Source organism: Streptomyces cupreus (assembly GCF_014257025.1).
GTDB lineage: Bacteria > Actinomycetota > Actinomycetes > Streptomycetales > Streptomycetaceae > Streptomyces > Streptomyces cupreus.
The window spans coordinates 67,281-84,438 of the sequence record NZ_JACMSF010000020.1 but is presented as its reverse complement, the minus strand read 5'-3'; the positions used below and the strand labels follow the sequence as shown (position 1 = coordinate 84,438).

Sequence of the window (17,158 nt, the reverse complement as noted above, 5' to 3'; positions counted from 1 at the left end):
TGAGGGCCAACGTGGGGACGGTGGCGCCCTCACCGGCTTCCTCGTGCGCCCTCTCAATCGGGTCGCATGCCGTTTACACCTACCGCTAGCGTGCCTGCATGACGTCTGCCGATTCAGGAGCCCACCCCCGTTTCGCCGCCGCCCTCGACGAGTTGGGGCTCGGGGCGGTCAAGGCACAGGTCCGGCACTTTCCGGAGGCCACCCGGACCGCCGCCGAGGCTGCCGCCGCCATCGGGTGCGAGCTGAGCCAGATCTGCAAGTCCCTGATCTTCGCCGCCGACGGGGTACCGGTGCTCGTCCTGATGGACGGGGCCTCCCGCGTCGACGTGGAGCTCGTGCGCCGGGAACTCGGCGCCGAGAAGGTCACCCGGCCCAAGGCCGACGTCGTACGGGAGACCACCGGGTACGCCATCGGCGGCGTGCCGCCCTTCGGGCACCGCATGCGGACGCGGGTGCTCGCCGACCGCTCGCTGCTCGACCACGATCTCGTCTGGGCCGCCGCCGGCACGCCGTACACCGTGTTCCCCATGGAACCCAAGACCCTGATCGCCCACGCCGGCGGCACCCTGGTGGACGTGCGCGAGCGCACCGCGTGACGCCGCTGGTCACCGTCGCCGTCCTGCTCGCCGCGGTCACCCACGCCGGCTGGAACGCTCTCGCCCACCACATCCCCGACAAGCTCGTCGGGTTCGCCCTGATCTCGGGCGGGGGGCTGGTGATCGGGCTCGCGATGATGCCGTTCACGGCGGTCCCGGCGGCCGGGTCCTGGCCGTATCTGATCGCCTCCGCGGTGATCCACATCGCCTACTACGCCCTGCTGATGACGTCCTTCCGGCTCGGTGACTTCGGGCAGGCCTACCCGCTCGCCCGAGGCACCGCGCCCCTGGTCGTCACGCTTCTCGCCGGGCTCCTCGCCCACGAGGTGCCCGACGGCTGGGCGGCCACCGGCATCCTCGTCTCGTGCGCGGGGCTGACCGGCGTCGCCCTGTGGGGGCTGCGCGGGCACCGGCCGAACTGGGCGGCGATCGGCGCGGCCCTCGCGACCGGCCTGACCATCGCGGCGTACACGGTCGTCGACGGCCTGGGCGTCCGCGCCGCCGGCTCCTCGCTCGGCTATATCGCCTGGCTGATGGCGGTGCAGGGGACGGTGATCCCGGCGTATGCGCTGTACCGCTGGCGGGGGGAGACGGCCGCGGTCCTCCGGCCGTTCGCCGCGCTCGGTCTGCTCGGTGCCGCGCTGTCCGTGGCCGCCTACGCCCTGGTCCTGTGGGCGCAGACACGGGCGGAACTGGCGCCGATCGCCGCGCTGAGGGAGTCCTCGATCATCGTCGGGGCGGCGATCGGCGCCGTGTTCTTCAAGGAGAGGTTCGGAGCGCCGCGGATCGTGGCCGCGGCGCTGGTGGTGTTGGGGATCGGGCTGATGCTGCGGGCGGGTTAGGGCCTGACGGCCACCGCGTCCACCTCGAAGAGCATCCCGGGCAGGGCGAGGGCGGCCACCCCGACCAGGGTCTGGGCGGGCAGACGGTCGCCGAAGCGGGCGCTCAGCGCCTTGCCGAGCACCGTCAGCTTCGCCGGGTCGTGGTCGACGATGAAGGTGCCGAGGCGTACGACGTGCTCGAAGCCGAGGCCGACGCCCGCGAGCGCCGAGTTCAGTCGGTCGAGGGCGAGGTCCACCTGGGTGGCGAAGTCGCCGGGCACAGGGGCGCCGGAGGAGTCGGAGGCGTACTGGCCGGCGATGTGGACGATCTCGCCGGGGGCGGAGACGGCGTGGCTGTAGCCGAAGGGGACGGGGTCGTGGAGCGTGGCCGGGTTGGTGATCGTGCGCTCGTCAGACGTCATGATCCACTCAACGCGCCGGAAACCGCCCCCCATTCCGTGCGGCTGAGGTGGTGTGGAACGTGGCTGAAGGAGCACCCTGGAAGCAAGTGTTCCGGAGGTGATCGTCATGATGCGAACCACAGTGGGATGGCACGTCGAGATGGAGTTCAGCGAGGACGACCAGCACACGCGCGCGGCGGCGCTGGTACGTCTGCCCGACGGCACCGAGGTGCGGGCCCAGGGCCACGCGAGCCGGCACCACACCGACGCGAATCAGCCACGGGTCGGTGAGGAGATCGCGGGGGCGCGTGCGCTGAACGAACTCGCGATGCAGTTGCTGACGAAGGCGCACGGTGAGATCGACGCGGCTTCGGGGCGGACTTCGCATCCGATTCATGTGTGAGGTGTGAAAGGGGGTTTCCGGGGCGCGTGAAGGGTTACGCGCCCCGCGTGAGCGACTCCCGTACCGCGCGGACCAGTGCCTGTGCGCGGGGGTCCGCCGTCACCGTCTTGCGGAAGCCGTTGGTGACATAGCCGAAGGCGATGCCCGAGGCGGGGTCGGCGAAGCCGAGCGAGCCGCCGCGGCCGGGGTGGCCGAAGGAGTCGGGGGACAGGAACGGGGACGCGCTGCCGTGCAGCATGAACCCGAGGCCGAAGCGGGTGTTCACGACCAGGACCCGGTCCGGTCCCGCCGACTCCTCCGCGCGGGCGAGCCGCGCCGTGTCCTCGTCGAAGAGACGGACGCCGTCGACCTCGCCGATCAGCGCCGCGTACACGCGGGCGAGCCCGTCGGCCGTCGCGATGCCGTTGGTGGCGGGCAGCGCCGTCGCCCGGTACGCCGGGTCGTTCTGGTCCGGGAAGGGAGTGATCGCGGCGAAGGCCCGGCGGGTGAGGGAGTCGGGGTCGGCGTAGGCCTCGGTGACCGAACGCTTGGGCCGGGCCCGCAGAACCGCTCCGGAGGAGGGCTCGGGGCCCTCGACACGGCCGACCCGGCCCGCCCGTCCCGCGGCTTCCTCCTCGGCCGGCAGCCCCAGCCAGAGGCCGGCGCCCAGCGGTCCGGCGATCTCCGCCGCGATCCACTCGCCGGCGCCCTGCCCGGTCACCCGGCGCACCAGCTCATCCAGCATCCAGCCGTACGTCAGCGCGTGATACCCGTGGTCGCTCCCCGGCTCCCACGCCGGGGCCTGCGCGGCGACCGCCTCGGGACCCTTGGCCGGGTCGAGCGCCTCCTCGGGTGTGAGCGGCCGGTCGAGCACCGGCAGCCCGGCCCGGTGGTTCAGCACCTGCCGGACCGGCACCTGCTCCTTGCCCCGCGCCTTGAACTCCGGCCAGTACTCACCCACCGGCGCGTCCAGGTCCAGCAGCCCACGCTGATGCAGCAGCAGCGGTACGACGGCGGCGACGCCCTTGGTCGCCGAGCGGACGACCTGGGCGGTGCCGCGCTGCCAGGGGTCGGTGCCGTCGACGTCCTTGGTGCCGGCCCACATGTCCACGACCGGGTGCCCGTTCCGGTAGACGGAGACGGCCGCGCCCCGCTCACCCAGTGCGTCGAAGTTCCGTACGAACGCCTCCCTGACCGGCTCGAACCCGTCGGCGACCGTGCCGTTCACATCCACGCCCGTACGTCCTCTCCGCTTGCCTGCGACAGTGCGTGTAACAACGGGCGGTCGCCTGCGATTCCTCGGCTCGGTGGAATCGGAGGGGGTTGTGTGTGGGAAGGCGGAGGAGGACCGTCCGGCCATGGTCGGGTCGGTAGCGTGCCCGTGTGAAGAAGATCATCATCGCGGGCGTACTGCTGGCCGCCGTGTGCGCGGGCGCCGGGGCCGCCGCGTACGCCGCTCTCGCCGAGGACGACTCCGTGTCCGTGCAGACGGAACCGGCGAGGACACGGGCCGACTACATCGAGATGTGGAAGGCGGACCTGGCCAAGTCCGGCAAGGAACTGCCCGCGGACGTGGACTCGATGACCACACAGGAGATCCTCGACGCCTGGGGCAGGGAGCTGGGCAAGCACGCTCAGCCCGGATGACCACGCCGGGAGGGGTCCGCGCCGTCCCGGGGACCCCTCCGGCCGTCACCTGCGCGCTGTTCAGCTGATGCCGTTGGCGGCGGTCATCGTGTTGGCGGCCTTCGAGTCGTGCTCGGAGGAGAACTGGTTCAGCCGAGCAGGATCGTCACGTCGATGTTGCCGCGGGTCGCGTTCGAGTAGGGGCAGACCTCATGGGCGGCGTCCACCAGCTTCGCCGCCACGTCCGCGTCCAGTACCGGCAGGGAGACGCTGAGGGCGACCGCGAGCCCGTAGCCGTGCTGCTTGTTGGGGCCGATGCCGACCTTCGCGGCGACCGTGGAGCCGGACAGGTCGAAACCGGCCCGGCGCCCGACCAGGACCAGCGCGTTGTGGAAGCAGGAGCTATAGCCGGCGGCGAACAGCTGCTCGGGGTTGGTGCCGTTGCCGTCGCCGCCGAGCTGCCGCGGCATCGCGACCCGCAGCTCCAACTGGCCGTCCTGGCTGGTCACATAGCCGTCCCGGCCGCCGTGCGCGGTGGCCTCCGCGACGTACATGATCTTCGTCGGACGGGTGTCGACAGCGGTGTCCTCGGTCATGGTCGTCCTCCCCCGGAAAAGCGTGTGCGCAAGTACAAGAAGCACGTGCACAAGTACATCGTGCACAAGGTACTGGCCGGTAGGGAGGAGGGTGCGGGCAGGGGGCGGCAACCGGGGGTAACGCCGGATCAGGTGGGTGCGCCCCGGTGTGCGGAGTTCAGCGCGCGCGGTCCGCTGCCGCCTGCGCCTTCTCCGTGAGCCTCCACAGCTCCTCGCGCAACCGCGCGACCTCCGGCCCACCGAGCTCCGTCGCCGCGAGCAGGGCGCCCGGTACGCGCGCCGCGCGCTCCCGCAGTTCCTCCGCGCGCGCCGTGCACGCCACGAGCACCGAGCGCTCGTCGCCCGTCGCACGCTCCCGGCGTACGAGCCCCGCGCTCTCCAGCCGCTTGAGCAACGGCGACACCGTGCCGTAGTCCAGCCGGAGCGCCCCCGCCAGCTCCTTCACCGTCGTCTCGCCCCGCTCCCACAGCACCAGCAGGACCAGATACTGCGGATAGGTGAGACCGAGTTCGTCGAGCAGCGGCCGGTACGCGGCCGTCACCGCGCGCTGGGCGGCGTACAGCGCGAAGCACAGCTGCTCGTCGAGCAGCAGGGACCCGGCGGCGCCACTGTTCTCGTCGTTACTCACGCGCCCATTGTCACGGACGGCAGGGAGCGGCCGGGACGGAACGCGGGTCGAAGCCGAAGGGCAGCTCCAGCCGGTGCGCCCGCATCAGGTCCTCGTCCGCGAGCAGCTCACCCGTCTTTCCGTCGGCGGCGATCACGCCCTCGCTGAGGATCAGCGAGCGCGGGCACAGCTCCAGGGCGTAGGGCAGGTCGTGGGTGACCATCAGCACGGTCACGTCCAACGAGCGCAGGATGTCGGCCAGTTCGCGACGGGAGGCGGGGTCGAGGTTGGAGGACGGCTCGTCCAGGACCAGGATCTCCGGTTCCATCGCCAGCACCGTCGCCACGGCCACCCGCCGGCGCTGCCCGAACGACAGATGGTGCGGAGGCCGTTCCTTGAACTCGGCCATGCCGACCCGGTCGAGCGCCCGGTCCACGCGCTCCTCCAGTTCGGCGCCCTTCAGCCCGGCCGCCGCGGGCCCGAAGGCCACGTCCTCCCGGACCGTCGGCATGAAGAGCTGGTCGTCGGGGTCCTGGAAGACGATGCCGACCTTGCGCCGGATCTCGGCCATGTGCTCGCGCCCCACCGGCAGCCCCGCGACCCTCACCGTGCCGGTGCCGCCGGTCAGGATGCCGTTGAGGTGCAGCACGAGCGTGGTCTTGCCGGCGCCGTTCGGGCCGAGCAGCGCGACCCGTTCGCCGCGCCCGATGGACAAGTCGACGCCGAACAGGGCCTGATGGCCGTCGGGGTAGGCGAAGGCGAGGCCGGAGACCTCCAGAGAAGCAGTCACAGCGTCCATCCCAGCAGACATACGACGAGGGCGGCGAGGGGGAGGGCGAGCGCGTACGTCCACTGCGCCCGGGAGGCGGTCACCTCGTCGATGACCGGCATCGAACCGGCGTACCCGCGGCTGACCATGGCCAGGTGCACGCGCTCGCCGCGTTCGTAGGAGCGGATGAACAGGGCGCCTGCCGACTTCGCGAGCACCCCCCAGTGCCGCACGCCCCGTGCCTCGAACCCGCGCGACTCGCGTGCGATCCGCATGCGCCGCATCTCGTCGGTGATGACATCGCCGTAGCGGATCATGAAGGACGCGATCTGGACCAGCAGGGGCGGGAGGTTGAGCCGCTGGAGGCCGAGCAGCAGTTCGCGCAGCTCGGTCGTGGACGCCAGGAGCACCGACGCGGCGACGCCGAGCGTGCCCTTCGCCAGGACGTTCCACGCGCCCCACAGGCCGCTGACGCTCAGCGACATGCCGAGCACCTCGACGCGTTCGCCCTCCGCGACGAACGGCATCAGCACCGCGAACGCGACGAACGGCACCTCGATCAGCAGCCGTTTGAGCAGAAAGCCGGCGGGCACGCGCGCGAGGTACGCCACGCCGGCGAGCAGGACGGCGTACAGACCGAAGGCCCACATCGCCTCCCGCGGGGTCGACACCACGACCACCACGAACGCGAACGTCGCGGCGAGCTTGGTGTGCGGAGGCAGGCCGTGCACGGGGGAGTGCCCGTGCCGGTAGAGCTTGTGCGCGTGTCCGGCGCCCATGTCAGACGCTCGTGCTCACGGGAGAGACGTCATCGGCCGTACGCCGTCTGCGCACCGCCCAGAACACCGTGCTGCCCGCGACCACCGTGACGCCCACGCCGATGACGCCCGCCAGCCCCCCGGACAGGCGGGCGTCATCCACGTCCTTCACGCCGTAGTCCGCCAGCGGCGAATCGGCGGAGGAGTGTTCCTCGGCCTTCTTGTCGATGCCGTTGTCGGCGGCGACCTTCTCCAGGCCGTCCGGGTCGGCGGAGGCGTAGAAGCTGACGAAGCCGGCGAGGACGAGCGAGGTGACCAGGCCCGTGATCCACAGCGCGCGGCGGGAGGCGCGCGCCGCGACGGGCGTCGTGCGCGCCCCCTCGGGCGCGGGAGCGTCGACCAGAGCGCCGTTCACACGCAGCTTCAGGCGCTGACGCAGGTCGCGCGCGCCGTACACGAGATCCGGGCGCACCGCGATCACCGCGCCCACCGTCAGCGCCGTGATCGCCGCCTCGCCGATGCCGATCAGGATGTGCACCCCGACCATGGCGCCGGCGACCTTGCCGATCGAGACATCGGTGGTGCCGCCGACGGCGTACATCAGCGTGAAGGAGAGCGCCGCCGCCGGGACCGAGACCAGCGCGGCGACGAAGGACGCGATGGTCACCGAGCGGCCGGTGCGCGGCAGGAGCTTCACCAGGGCGCGGAAGAAGCCGTACGCGACGATCGTCGTGACCACCGCCATGTTGGTGATGTTCACGCCGAGCGCGGTCAGACCGCCGTCCGCGAAGAGGATGCCCTGCATCAGCAGGACCACGGACACGCACAGCACACCCGTGAAGGGGCCGACGAGGATCGCGGCGAGCGCACCGCCCAGCAGATGGCCGCTGGTTCCCGCCGCGACGGGGAAGTTCAGCATCTGCACCGCGAAGATGAACGCGGCCACCAGACCGGCCAGCGGCGCGGTCCGTTCGTCGAGTTCCCGGCGCGCGCCGCGCAGGCTCACGGCGACCGCGGCCGCGGCCACCGCTCCGGTCACGACCGAGGTCGGGGCGTCTATGAATCCGTCAGGCACATGCACCGTTCGATGATAGTGGCTTGTTGCGAATAACTTGCAAGAGCGTGTGACAGGAAACAACTGGCGCAGGCTCTCCGGTCCCAGGGGCGCTCCACGGAAAATATGGGACATTGGAGGGGAAGCGGATTTACAGATTTCGCACAGGTCGCTGAGCGTAAGGGGCCGTCCGATGTCCGTAGTCGAGCAGTACGCACGAGCCCACATCGTCACGGACACCGACGTCCGCGTGCAGGAGGACCGTGACGCCGTCCCTGTGATCCTGCGCTACGACCCCGACCGCGACCCCCGCGCGGTGCGGTTCGGACTGCCCGGCGCGCACGAATGGACCTGCGACCGAGCCCTGCTGGAACAGGGTCTGCGCGCCCCGGCCGGCAGCGGTGAGGTCCGCGTATGGCCGTGCGGCCGGGTGCAGGCGGTCGTGGAGTTCCACTCCGCGCAGGGCGTCTCGGTCGTGCAGTTCGAGACCAAGGCGCTGCTGCGCTTCCTGCGCCGCACCTACATGGCGGCCGCCGAGCCCGTACGCCGCTGAGCCCCCAAGCCCGCTGTCTCAGCCGCCCAGCTTCAGCAGCGCCGCCACGATCGGCCCCGCCGTCTCGCCGCCATGGCCGCCCGACTGGACGACGCCCGCGGCCGCGAGATCGCCCCGGTACGCGGTGAACCAGCCGTTCGGCTTCTTCTGGCCGTCGACCTCCGCCGAGCCGGTCTTCGCGCCGACGTCACCGCCGACCCCGGACATCGCCTCGGCCGCCGTGCCGTAGGCCGCCGTATAGGCCATCAGCTCGCGCAGTTGGGACAGCGTGCCGGCGGACATCGTGCGCGAGGCCGTCGCGAGCTTGCGGCCGTCCACGTCGGGAGAGACCAGATAGGGCTGGTGGAAGACGCCCGACTTGACCGTCGCGGACACCGACGCCATGTTCAGCGGGTTCATCCGCACCCCGCCCTGGCCGATCAGCTCGGCCGCCATCTGCGCCTGCGACTGCACCGGGACGGCGCCGTCGAAGGTCGAGACGCCCACGGACCAGTTGTTCAGGCCGAGACCGAACACCTGCTGGGCCTGCTTGGTCAGACTGTCGTCGTCCAGCTCGGGCGCCTGGCTGATGAAGGCGGTGTTGCAGGAGCGCGCGAAGCTCGCCTTGAAGGTGCCGCCCTTGATCTCGAACTTGTCGTCGTTCTGGAACTTCCAGCCGCCGTACGTGAAGTACTTCGGGCACGGATGCGCCTTGTCCGCCGAGGCCAGATCCTTCTCGATGAGCAGCGAGGAGGTGATGACCTTCATGGTGGAGCCGGGCGCGAGGGAGCCCTGGAAGGCGGTGTTGAAGCCCTTGGAGGCGTTCGCGGCGGCCAGGATCTCGCCGGTCGAGGGGCGCAGCACGACCACCGAGGAGCGCGCCTTCTTCGCGACCTGCTCCTCGGCGGCGGCCTGGAGGGTGGGGTTCAGCGTCGTCTTCACGGTGCCCGGCGTGCCCTTGCTGAGCTCCAGCACCGTCTTGTCCGCCGACTTGGACTTCTTGCCGCGGACCACCCGCAGCTCGATGCCCGCCTCGCCGCCGGCGGTCTTGCCGTACTTCTCGCGCAGCGAGTCCAGGACCGTGCCCAGCGAGGGGTACTTCGCGGTCGTCAGCTTGCCGCCGTCCCGGTCGAGCGCCTTGATCGGCGGGGTCCCGGACTCGCCGGTGACCAGGGTGTCGCCGTCCTTGAGGTCGGGATGCACGACGGACGGCTGCCACGCCACGACCGGTTCGCCGTCCGCCTTCCGCCGTACGACGGTCAGGGCGCTGTCGTAGGCCAGCGGCTTGCTGAGCTTGTCGTACGTCACCGTGCCCTTGACGGAGAAGGGGACCTCGGCGCCGGTGGGGGTCCCGGCGGTGAGCGTGACGCCCTGGATTCGGGCGTCCTCGGTGTAGCCGGTGAGCAGCTTCTCGGCCGCCGTAGCGTCGTCCGTGGCCGCGGCGGCCTCGGTGACCTTGCCCTGCTGCCAGGCGGTGAGGAAGGCGCGGGAGGCGGTGGCGACCTCCTTGGCGGACAGCGGGCCCGTCTTGACCCTCTTCTCGTCGGCGGACGCGGTCCGCGTACGGTCCTCGGCCGCAGTCCCGCCGCCGACCAGCGCGTAGCCGACCCCGGCGCCGACGACGACCACGGCGAGCGCCCCGCCGACCAGCACGCCGGGACTCGTCTTCCGTCGCTCGGCGACGCGCCTTCTCTTGCCCACTGTCTTCCGATCCTCCGCGAGATCCCAGGGTTCCCGTCAGCCCAACGACGGCACCACCCTAGAGTCCCGTCCTCAGCACGTGACATCAGCCACCCGCTGCCAGTACCGCCTTCACGATCGGGCCCGCCGCCTCGCCGCCGCGTCCGCCGGAGACGCTCATCGCCGCCGTGGCGACGTCGTCGCGGAAACCGGTGAACCAGCTGTTGGCGGTCTGTCCGTCCACCTCGGCGGAGCCGGTCTTCGCGCCGATGTCGCCGTCGAGGCCGGACATCACCCCCGCGGCCGTGCCCTGCGTCGCGGTGAGCCGCATCATCTGCTTGAGCTGGTACGAGGTGTTCGCCTCCAGACCCTTGGCGGTGGCCAGTTGACGGCCGTCCAGATCGGGTGGGACGAGATACGGCTGCCGGAAGGTTCCCGTGATCGCGGTGGCTGTGACGGACGCCATGTTCAGCGGGCTCATCTGGACCTGGCCCTGGCCGATGGCGTTGGCCGCGCGGTCCGGGCCGGCGGAGGGGGGCACGCTGCCGTCGAAGGAGGAGATGCCGGTCTTCCAGTTGTCCTTGCCGAGCCCGAACCGCTCCTGCGCCTCGGCCGTCAGTGAGGCGTCGGTCAGCGGCTCCTCGTCCACGAGCTTGATGAAGCCGGTGTTGCAGGAGCGCATGAACGTGTCGGCGAGCGTCGCGCTCATGTTGGCCTGAAGCCCCGGGAGGTTCTTGAAGGTCTGGCTCCGCCAGGTGGCGGTGTCCGGGCAGGGCGCGGGGCCGTTCATCGAGGTCACGCCGTTGTCTATCAGCATCGCGGCCGTGATGATCTTCATCGTGGAACCGGGCGCGACCTGACCCTGGAAGGCTGCGTTGAACGCGTCCTCACGGTGGTTCGCCACCGCCAGCACCTCGCCCGTGCTCGGCTTGACGGCCACCACCGACGACTCGTCGTAGCTCTTCACCGCCTGCTCGGCCGCCGCCTGCACGCTCGCGCTCAGCGTGGTGCGCAGCTTGCCCGCCTTGCCCTCGGAGAGGGTGAGCAGCGGGGTGTCGGCGACGCCCTCGGCCGCGTGCCTGATCACCAGTTCGATGCCGGGCGTGCCGCCGGCCTTGTCGCCGTAGCGCTCGCGCAGGGTGTCCAGGATCGGGCCGAGGGAGGGGTACTTCGCCTTCGTCAGCACCTGGTCGTTGCGGTCCACTGCCTCGATGGGCGGGCTCTTCGCCTCGCCGGTGACGAGGGTGTCGTCCTTCTTCAGCTCCGGATGGATCACCGCCGGATCCCAGTCGACCAGCGCCTTCCCGGAGGTCTTCCCCCGCACGACCTTGAGCTCGCTGTCGTAGGCGAGCGGTTTCGACTTCCCGTCGTACGACACGGTCGCCTGCACCGAGAAGGGCACGACACCGCCGTTCGCCGCCTCCGGCGTGATCTTCACGTCGGTGATGTGCGCGTCCTGCCCGTACGCGGTCAGCAGCGGCTCGGCCGCCTGCGCGAAGTCCGTGTACGACGCCGCCTCGGCCGCCTGCCCCTTCTCCCAGGCCGCGAAGAACTTCCCCGACGTCTCCTCGACCTCGTCCCCGCTCGGCGGCCCGGTCTCCACGGCCGCGGGCCCGCCTCCGTCGCCGTTCAGCGCCGATACGACGTTGTAGGCGCCGTAGCCGGCACCGCCCACCATCACGGCGAACACTCCGCCGATGACGGCGACCTTCACCCCCTTGCCCATTGGGCTGTCCCTCCCCGTTTCCCCGTTGGTCATTCGCACTGTAAGGGGAGGGTGTGACAGTCGGGGCCGGTGTTCCCCGATTGTTGCTAGACCCAGGTATCCAGCCACATCCGCGACCGCCAGCTGTCGATCGGGATCGCGGTGCCGGTGAACAGGGGCCAGAAGTAGATGAAGTTCCAGGCGATCAGCAGCACCAGCACGCCCGCGCCCGTCGCGCCCGCCACCCGGCGGGTCTCGCTCGACTTCGGCGGTCCGACGATCGCGCCGAGCAGCATCGCCACGGCCAGGCACAGGAAGGGCAGGAAGACGACGGCGTAGAAGAAGAAGATCGTGCGCTCCTGGTAAATGAACCAGGGCAGGTAGCCGGCCGCGATACCGCAGGCGATGGCGCCCGCGCGCCAGTCGCGGCGGAAGAACCAGCGCCACAGGACGTACAGCACCGCGAAGGCGGCCACCCACCACAGCAGCGGGGTGCCGATCGCCAGCACCTCGCGCGCGCACTTCTCGCCCGCGTCGACCGGGCAGCCGTCCTTGCCGGGCGCCGGGGACTCGTAGAAGTACGAGACCGGGCGGCCGGTGACGATCCAGCTCCAGGGGTTGGACTGGTAGGTGTGCGGCGAGGACAGGCCCACATGGAACTCGTACACCTGGGACTCGTAGTGCCACAGGCTGCGCCACCAGTCGGGGAACAGCCACGACCAGTCGCTGTTCTTGCCGTCGGTGGCCGCCCAGTTGCGGTAGTAGCCGCCGGAGCCGTCCGTGGGGGAGAGGATCCAGCCGGTCCAGGACACGATGTACGTGAGGATCGCGACCGGCACGGTGGCCAGGAACGCGAAGCCAAGGTCGTGCTTGAACACCGCCGCGTACGGACGGCGGGCGCCCGCCACCTTGCGGGAGCCGATGTCCCACAGGACCGTGAGCAGGCCGAACGCGGCCAGGATGTACAGGCCGTTCCACTTGGTGCCGATGGCAAGGCCCAGCATCAGGCCCGCCGCCCAGCGCCAGGGACGCAGGCCCAGGCTCAGGGTCTCCGCGGTGTGCGCGTCCGGACGGACCCGGCCGTCGGCGTCCGCCGGCAGCGCGGCCGCCAGCCTCTCGCGCGCCTTGTCGCGGTCGATGACGAGACAGCCGAACGCGGCCAGCACGAAGAACATCAGCACGCCGTCGAGCAGCGCGGTGCGGCTCATCACGAAGTGCAGTCCGTCCACCGCCATCAGCGCGCCCGCGAGACAGCCGAGGAAGGTCGAGCGGAAGATCCGGCGGCCGATGCGGCACAGCATCAGCACGGAGAGCGTGCCGAGCAGTGCGGTCATGAACCGCCAGCCGAACGGGTCGAACCCGAACACCAGCTCGCCGAGCCCGATGACGTACTTGCCGACCGGCGGATGCACGACATACGCCGCGTCCGACGGGATCTGGACCTTGTCGCCCAAGGACAGGACCAGATCGTTGGCGTTCTTGTCCCAGTTCACCTCGAACCCGCGGTGAACGAGCGCCCAGGCGTCCTTGGCGTAGTACGTCTCGTCGAATATCACCGCCTTCGGGCTGCCCAGGTTCCAGAACCGCAGCACGCCCGCGAGCAGGGTGACCAGCAGCGGCCCGCCCCAGCCCGACCAGCGCGCCAGCCGGTCGGCGAGGGTCGGCGGCAGTCCGAGCACCGCCCACAGACGCGGGCTGGGCTGCGCGTACGGCGGCACCAGGCGGTCGCGGACATCGGTTCTGGGCCCCGCCGTGTATCCGAAACGGCGCAGCCGCTGCTGCCACGAGGGCCGCTGGTCGTGCGGCGCCTGGCCCTGCCGGGTGTCCGTGGAGTCCATGGACGACGCTGTACTGGTCACCGCGCCATCGTAGGGAACCCTTCTGTGGGAGTCCCGCGCATGGCGCCTGCGAGGATGGAAACGTGACAGTTACACCCGGAACCCTGGTCCTCGCCGGCACTCCCATCGGGGACATCGCCGACGCCCCGCCCCGGCTCGCCGAGGAACTCGCCGGCGCCGACGTCGTCGCGGCCGAGGACACCAGGCGGCTGCGCCGGCTGACCCAGGCGCTGGGCGTCACGCCCAAGGGGCGGGTCCTCTCCTACTTCGAGGGCAACGAATCCGCCCGTACACCCGAACTCGTCGACGAACTGCTCGGCGGCGCGCGTGTGCTGCTCGTCACGGACGCCGGGATGCCGTCGGTGTCCGACCCCGGGTACCGGCTGGTCGCGGCGGCCGTCGAGCGGGACGTCAAGGTCACGGCCGTGCCCGGGCCCTCGGCGGTGCTCACCGCGCTTGCGCTGTCGGGGCTGCCCGTGGACCGGTTCTGCTTCGAGGGGTTCCTGCCGCGCAAGGCGGGCGAGCGGCTCTCGCGGCTGCGGGAGGTCGCCGAGGAGCGGCGCACCCTCGTCTACTTCGAGGCCCCGCACCGGCTCGACGACACCCTCGCCGCGATGGCCACCGTCTTCGGCGACGAGCGGCGGGCCGCGGTGTGCCGGGAGCTGACCAAGACGTACGAGGAGGTCAAGCGCGGCCCGCTGGGCGAGCTGGCCGCGTGGGCGGCCGAGGGCGTGCGCGGGGAGATCACCGTGGTCGTGGAGGGCGCTCCGGAGAAGGGCCCGGAGGAGATCGGGCCCGAGGAGCTGGTGCGCCGGGTGCGGGTGCGCGAGGAGGCGGGCGAACGGCGCAAGGAGGCCATCGCTGCCGTGGCGGCGGAGGTGGGGCTGCCCAAGCGGGTGGTCTTCGACGCGGTGGTCGCGGCAAAGAGCCGGTGACCGGTCGGCATGCCGGGGTAAAGCGCCACGGCCGTTTCGGCAAGGAACGGCCAAGCCACGGCCAACACTGCACAGCTGACGTGCAGGCAGTCTGACCGAGGAGTCCACTGGACGCAAGGGGCGCAACCCGCCCCACCAGCGGACCAACTGGAGCCGGAATGAGTGAGATCGCAGGGCAGACCCGTCTCCGCACCGCGGCGACCCCCGTCGTCCACGAGTCGTATTCCTTCGCCTGCATGCGCTGCGGGCAAGGCTGGGAACAGTCGTACGAGATCGAGCACCACACGGACGCCGAGGGGCAGGAGTTCGTCCTGTATGTGGCGGACGGCCAGGTCGTCCCGTCCCCGCTGAGCCGGCCCACCTGCCAGAACTGCGACGGCCATGTCGTACGGATCATGCGCGCGGGGCAGGTCTCGTCGGTGCGGGACGCGGAGCAGACGCACGGGCCGGACGAGGACCGGCACCACTGGCATCTGTCCGACCTGCTGCATCCCTTCCAGCGCCGGGCCGACTGAGCCGGACGGCGGGGCGTGCCGCTTTCGTAGGATCGGGGCATGCCTTCCTCCACCGACAAGAACGCGGCGCCGCCGCTCCCGGAGCCTCTGCGGGTGCCGGTCGCCGACTCCCACACCCACCTCGACATGCAGTCCGGCACGGTGGAGGAGGGGCTCGCGAAGGCCGCGTCGGTCGGCGTGACGACGGTCGTGCAGGTCGGCTGTGACATACGCGGCTCGCAGTGGGCGGCGGACACGGCGGCGGCCTTCGAGAATGTCCATGCCGCCGTCGCCCTGCACCCCAACGAGGCCCCGCGCATCGTCCACGGCGACCCCGACGGCTGGTCCCGGCAGGGGGCACGCGAGCCGGGCGGGGACGCCGGGCTCGACGCGGCACTCGCCGAGATCGACCGGCTGGCCGCGCTGGCACACGTGAAGGCCGTCGGTGAGACGGGCCTCGACTACTTCCGCACCGGCGACGAGGGCAAGGAGGCGCAGGAGCGCTCCTTCCGGGCCCATATCGAGATCGCCAAGCGGCACGGCAAGGCGCTGGTCATCCACGACCGCGACGCGCACGCCGATGTGCTGCGGGTGCTCAAGGAGGAGGGTGCGCCGGAGCGGACCGTCTTCCACTGCTACTCCGGCGACGCCGAGATGGCGGAGATCTGCGCCGCGGCCGGATACTTCATGTCCTTCGCCGGCAACGTCACCTTCAAGAACGCCCAGAACCTGCGGGACGCGGTGGCCGTGGCCCCGCTGGAGCTGCTGCTGGTGGAGACCGACGCGCCCTTCCTGACGCCGGCGCCCCACCGCGGACGGCCCAACGCCCCGTATCTCGTTCCGGTCACGGTGCGCGCGATGGCCGCGGTGCGCGGGATCGATGAGGACGCGCTGGCGACGGCCCTCGGCGCGAACACGGCACGCGCCTTCGGTTACTGAGGGTGGATTCTTCGTAACCTGTCGATAACGCTCGGGCGGGCCATGTCCGGGCAGTGTCGCGACGGTGCGTAGTCGCGTCGCTTTGGAGAGTGACGCTCGCTCCGCTACGTTCTGGGGGCCCGGTCGGACCCCTCTGGCCCTCTGGAGCGTGGCGACGTGAGCAGCAACTCGCAGTACGGGACGTACGAGGCGGCGCGTGAGGTGTACGGCGGATACGTGGACACGTATCGGCCGGCGTACGCCGAGGAGGCGCTCGCGCCCGTTGTGCACGCCAGAGTGGGGCGGCGGGGCGCACGCCGACGCAAGGCGCGGTGCGCCGGGCGTGCGGACGGTTCCATGCGCCGTCTGCTGCCGCAGGCGCTGGTGGTCGCGTTCCTCGCGGGCGGTACCACCGCCTTCGTCGCCAAGGACAAGGCGATCGAGCTGAATGTCGACGGCCGGCCGCGCACGCTGCACACCTTCGCCGACGACGTGACCGAACTGCTCGCACAGGAGGGCGTGGAGGTGGGGGCGCATGACGTGGTCGCGCCCGCCACCGGTACGGAGCTCAGCAGCGGGGACGAGGTCGAAGTGCGGTACGGGCGCCCCGTGCGGCTCACGGTCGACGGCGAGCGGCACGAGGCGTGGACGACGGCGCGCACGGTCGAGGAGGCGCTCGAACAGTGGGGGGTGCGCGCGCAGGGGGCGTATCTGTCCGTCGCGCGCTCCACGCGCATCGGGCGCGCGGGGCTCGCGTTGGACGTACGTACCGAGCGCTCGGTGACGATCATGGCGGACGGCCGGGCCCGTACCGTGCGCACCAACGCGGCGACCGTACGGGAAGTCGTCGAGGACGCCGGGATCACACTGCGCGGACAGGACGCCACCTCCGTGCCGCTCGGAAGCTTCCCGCGCGACGGGCAGACGGTCACCGTGCTGCGGATCACCGGCACGAAGGAGGTCCGCGAGGAGGAGATCCCCTTCGGTGCGGAGCGGACCGGGGATCCGTCGCTGTTCCGGGGCACCGAGGTTGTCGAGCGCGCCGGGCAGCCGGGGCTGCTGCGGGTCACGTACTCCCTGCGCATGGTCAACGGCGTCAAGCAGAAGCCGCGGCTCATCAAGAGCGAGGTGGTGCGAGAACCCAGGACGCAGGTGGTGAAGGTGGGGACGAAGCCCATGCCGACGTCCGTGCGGGGGGTGGACCATCTGAACTGGCAGGGGCTCGCGGAGTGCGAATCGGGCGGTCGGCCCGACGCGGTGGACCCTTCGGGGACTTATGGGGGTCTGTACCAGTTCGACATGCGGACCTGGCAGAGCCTCGGCGGGAGCGGGCGGCCCCAGGACGCACCGGCGTCGGAACAGACGTTCCGCGCGAAGAAGCTGTACGTGCAGCGGGGGGCCGGGCCCTGGCCGCACTGTGGGGCGCGGTTGTACGGATGAGCGTGG

Annotated in this window: 19 protein-coding genes; 9 read left to right on the top strand and 10 right to left on the bottom strand. The window is 71.1% G+C overall.

From position 1 onward, the window contains the following. The first annotated feature begins 98 nt into the window (after positions 1-98). Positions 99-596, top strand: coding sequence for a YbaK/EbsC family protein (locus H4N64_RS19945; RefSeq protein WP_186283735.1), 498 nt, complete (start codon positions 99-101; stop codon positions 594-596). After that, positions 593-1,438, top strand: coding sequence for an EamA family transporter (locus H4N64_RS19940; RefSeq protein ID WP_186283734.1), 846 nt, complete (start codon positions 593-595; stop codon positions 1,436-1,438). Before H4N64_RS19945 ends, H4N64_RS19940 begins: the two co-directional genes overlap by 4 nt. On the opposite strand, the gene H4N64_RS19935 is transcribed toward H4N64_RS19940, so the two are convergent. Beyond that, positions 1,435-1,839 (bottom strand): RidA family protein, encoded by a 405-nt coding sequence (locus tag H4N64_RS19935; protein ID WP_186283733.1) that lies wholly within the window; start codon positions 1,837-1,839, stop codon positions 1,435-1,437. The two genes, H4N64_RS19940 and H4N64_RS19935, sit on opposite strands and share 4 nt — an antisense overlap. A gap of 106 nt (positions 1,840-1,945) precedes the next feature. Here H4N64_RS19935 and H4N64_RS19930 point away from each other — a divergent pair, with 106 nt between their 5' ends. After that, positions 1,946-2,221 carry a DUF1876 domain-containing protein gene (locus H4N64_RS19930; RefSeq protein WP_186283732.1) on the top strand — a complete coding sequence of 92 codons (276 nt, stop codon included), beginning with the start codon at positions 1,946-1,948 and terminating at the stop codon, positions 2,219-2,221. A gap of 34 nt (positions 2,222-2,255) precedes the next feature. Here the strand turns inward: H4N64_RS19930 and H4N64_RS19925 are convergent, their stop codons facing one another. Further along, positions 2,256-3,434, bottom strand: coding sequence for a serine hydrolase (locus H4N64_RS19925; RefSeq protein WP_186283731.1), 1,179 nt, complete (start codon positions 3,432-3,434; stop codon positions 2,256-2,258). A 149-nt stretch (positions 3,435-3,583) separates the two neighbouring features. On the opposite strand from H4N64_RS19925, the gene H4N64_RS19920 reads away from it, so the two are divergent. Beyond that, positions 3,584-3,847: a hypothetical protein gene (locus tag H4N64_RS19920; protein WP_186283730.1), complete on the top strand. Its 264-nt coding sequence runs from the start codon at positions 3,584-3,586 to the stop codon at positions 3,845-3,847. A gap of 128 nt (positions 3,848-3,975) precedes the next feature. Here the strand turns inward: H4N64_RS19920 and H4N64_RS19915 are convergent, their stop codons facing one another. The 5 genes from H4N64_RS19915 to H4N64_RS19895 all read right to left on the bottom strand — a co-directional run bounded on the left by H4N64_RS19915 (position 3,976) and on the right by H4N64_RS19895 (position 7,637). Next, positions 3,976-4,422 (bottom strand): organic hydroperoxide resistance protein, encoded by a 447-nt coding sequence (locus tag H4N64_RS19915; protein ID WP_186283729.1) that lies wholly within the window; start codon positions 4,420-4,422, stop codon positions 3,976-3,978. Between the two features lie 157 nt (positions 4,423-4,579). Continuing rightward, positions 4,580-5,050, bottom strand: coding sequence for a MarR family transcriptional regulator (locus H4N64_RS19910; protein WP_186283728.1), 471 nt, complete (start codon positions 5,048-5,050; stop codon positions 4,580-4,582). 10 nt (positions 5,051-5,060) lie between these two features. Beyond that, entirely contained in the window at positions 5,061-5,840 is a 780-nt protein-coding gene (locus H4N64_RS19905) for an energy-coupling factor ABC transporter ATP-binding protein (protein WP_186283727.1), read from the bottom strand. Beyond that, on the bottom strand, positions 5,816-6,577 hold the full coding sequence (cbiQ, locus tag H4N64_RS19900) for a cobalt ECF transporter T component CbiQ (protein WP_186283726.1): 762 nt from the start codon (positions 6,575-6,577) through the stop codon (positions 5,816-5,818). Before cbiQ ends, H4N64_RS19905 begins: the two co-directional genes overlap by 25 nt. A 1-nt stretch (position 6,578) precedes the next feature. Then, positions 6,579-7,637 carry an energy-coupling factor ABC transporter permease gene (locus H4N64_RS19895; RefSeq protein ID WP_186283725.1) on the bottom strand — a complete coding sequence of 353 codons (1,059 nt, stop codon included), beginning with the start codon at positions 7,635-7,637 and terminating at the stop codon, positions 6,579-6,581. A gap of 166 nt (positions 7,638-7,803) precedes the next feature. Between H4N64_RS19895 and H4N64_RS19890 the strand changes: the two genes are divergently transcribed. After that, positions 7,804-8,163, top strand: a complete 360-nt coding sequence (locus H4N64_RS19890) for an SsgA family sporulation/cell division regulator (protein WP_186283724.1) — start codon at positions 7,804-7,806, stop codon at positions 8,161-8,163. Positions 8,164-8,181: 18 nt separating this feature from the next. Here the strand turns inward: H4N64_RS19890 and H4N64_RS19885 are convergent, their stop codons facing one another. The 3 genes from H4N64_RS19885 to H4N64_RS19875 form a co-directional block, all read right to left on the bottom strand. Continuing rightward, positions 8,182-9,843 carry a penicillin-binding transpeptidase domain-containing protein gene (locus H4N64_RS19885; RefSeq protein ID WP_186283723.1) on the bottom strand — a complete coding sequence of 554 codons (1,662 nt, stop codon included), beginning with the start codon at positions 9,841-9,843 and terminating at the stop codon, positions 8,182-8,184. A gap of 85 nt (positions 9,844-9,928) precedes the next feature. After that, entirely contained in the window at positions 9,929-11,548 is a 1,620-nt protein-coding gene (locus H4N64_RS19880) for a penicillin-binding transpeptidase domain-containing protein (RefSeq protein WP_186283722.1), read from the bottom strand. A gap of 86 nt (positions 11,549-11,634) precedes the next feature. After that, on the bottom strand, positions 11,635-13,386 hold the full coding sequence (locus H4N64_RS19875; protein WP_186283721.1) for a phospholipid carrier-dependent glycosyltransferase: 1,752 nt from the start codon (positions 13,384-13,386) through the stop codon (positions 11,635-11,637). Positions 13,387-13,448: 62 nt separating this feature from the next. Here H4N64_RS19875 and rsmI point away from each other — a divergent pair, with 62 nt between their 5' ends. The 4 genes from rsmI to H4N64_RS19855 all read left to right on the top strand — a co-directional run bounded on the left by rsmI (position 13,449) and on the right by H4N64_RS19855 (position 17,152). Next, positions 13,449-14,300 carry a 16S rRNA (cytidine(1402)-2'-O)-methyltransferase gene (gene rsmI, locus H4N64_RS19870; RefSeq protein WP_186283720.1) on the top strand — a complete coding sequence of 284 codons (852 nt, stop codon included), beginning with the start codon at positions 13,449-13,451 and terminating at the stop codon, positions 14,298-14,300. A 158-nt stretch (positions 14,301-14,458) separates the two neighbouring features. Continuing rightward, positions 14,459-14,815 carry a hypothetical protein gene (locus H4N64_RS19865; protein ID WP_186283719.1) on the top strand — a complete coding sequence of 119 codons (357 nt, stop codon included), beginning with the start codon at positions 14,459-14,461 and terminating at the stop codon, positions 14,813-14,815. A gap of 39 nt (positions 14,816-14,854) precedes the next feature. Then, entirely contained in the window at positions 14,855-15,733 is an 879-nt protein-coding gene (locus tag H4N64_RS19860; RefSeq protein ID WP_186283718.1) for a TatD family hydrolase, read from the top strand. Between the two features lie 156 nt (positions 15,734-15,889). After that, positions 15,890-17,152, top strand: coding sequence for a ubiquitin-like domain-containing protein (locus H4N64_RS19855; protein ID WP_336246738.1), 1,263 nt, complete (start codon positions 15,890-15,892; stop codon positions 17,150-17,152). Positions 17,153-17,158: the final 6 nt, after the last annotated feature.

Excerpts from the sequence above, each read along its gene's own strand:
- H4N64_RS19945 (WP_186283735.1), top strand. The coding sequence starts at position 99 with ATGACGTCTGCCGATTCAGGAGCCCACCCCCGTTTCGCCGCCGCCCTC.
- H4N64_RS19935 (WP_186283733.1), bottom strand. The coding sequence starts at position 1,839 with ATGACGTCTGACGAGCGCACGATCACCAACCCGGCCACGCTCCACGAC.
- H4N64_RS19930 (WP_186283732.1), top strand. The coding sequence starts at position 1,946 with ATGATGCGAACCACAGTGGGATGGCACGTCGAGATGGAGTTCAGCGAG.
- H4N64_RS19915 (WP_186283729.1), bottom strand. The coding sequence starts at position 4,422 with ATGACCGAGGACACCGCTGTCGACACCCGTCCGACGAAGATCATGTAC.
- H4N64_RS19905 (WP_186283727.1), bottom strand. The coding sequence starts at position 5,840 with ATGTCTGCTGGGATGGACGCTGTGACTGCTTCTCTGGAGGTCTCCGGC.
- cbiQ (WP_186283726.1), bottom strand. The coding sequence starts at position 6,577 with ATGGGCGCCGGACACGCGCACAAGCTCTACCGGCACGGGCACTCCCCC.
- H4N64_RS19890 (WP_186283724.1), top strand. The coding sequence starts at position 7,804 with ATGTCCGTAGTCGAGCAGTACGCACGAGCCCACATCGTCACGGACACC.
- H4N64_RS19880 (WP_186283722.1), bottom strand. The coding sequence starts at position 11,548 with ATGGGCAAGGGGGTGAAGGTCGCCGTCATCGGCGGAGTGTTCGCCGTG.
- H4N64_RS19865 (WP_186283719.1), top strand. The coding sequence starts at position 14,459 with ATGAGTGAGATCGCAGGGCAGACCCGTCTCCGCACCGCGGCGACCCCC.
- H4N64_RS19860 (WP_186283718.1), top strand. The coding sequence starts at position 14,855 with ATGCCTTCCTCCACCGACAAGAACGCGGCGCCGCCGCTCCCGGAGCCT.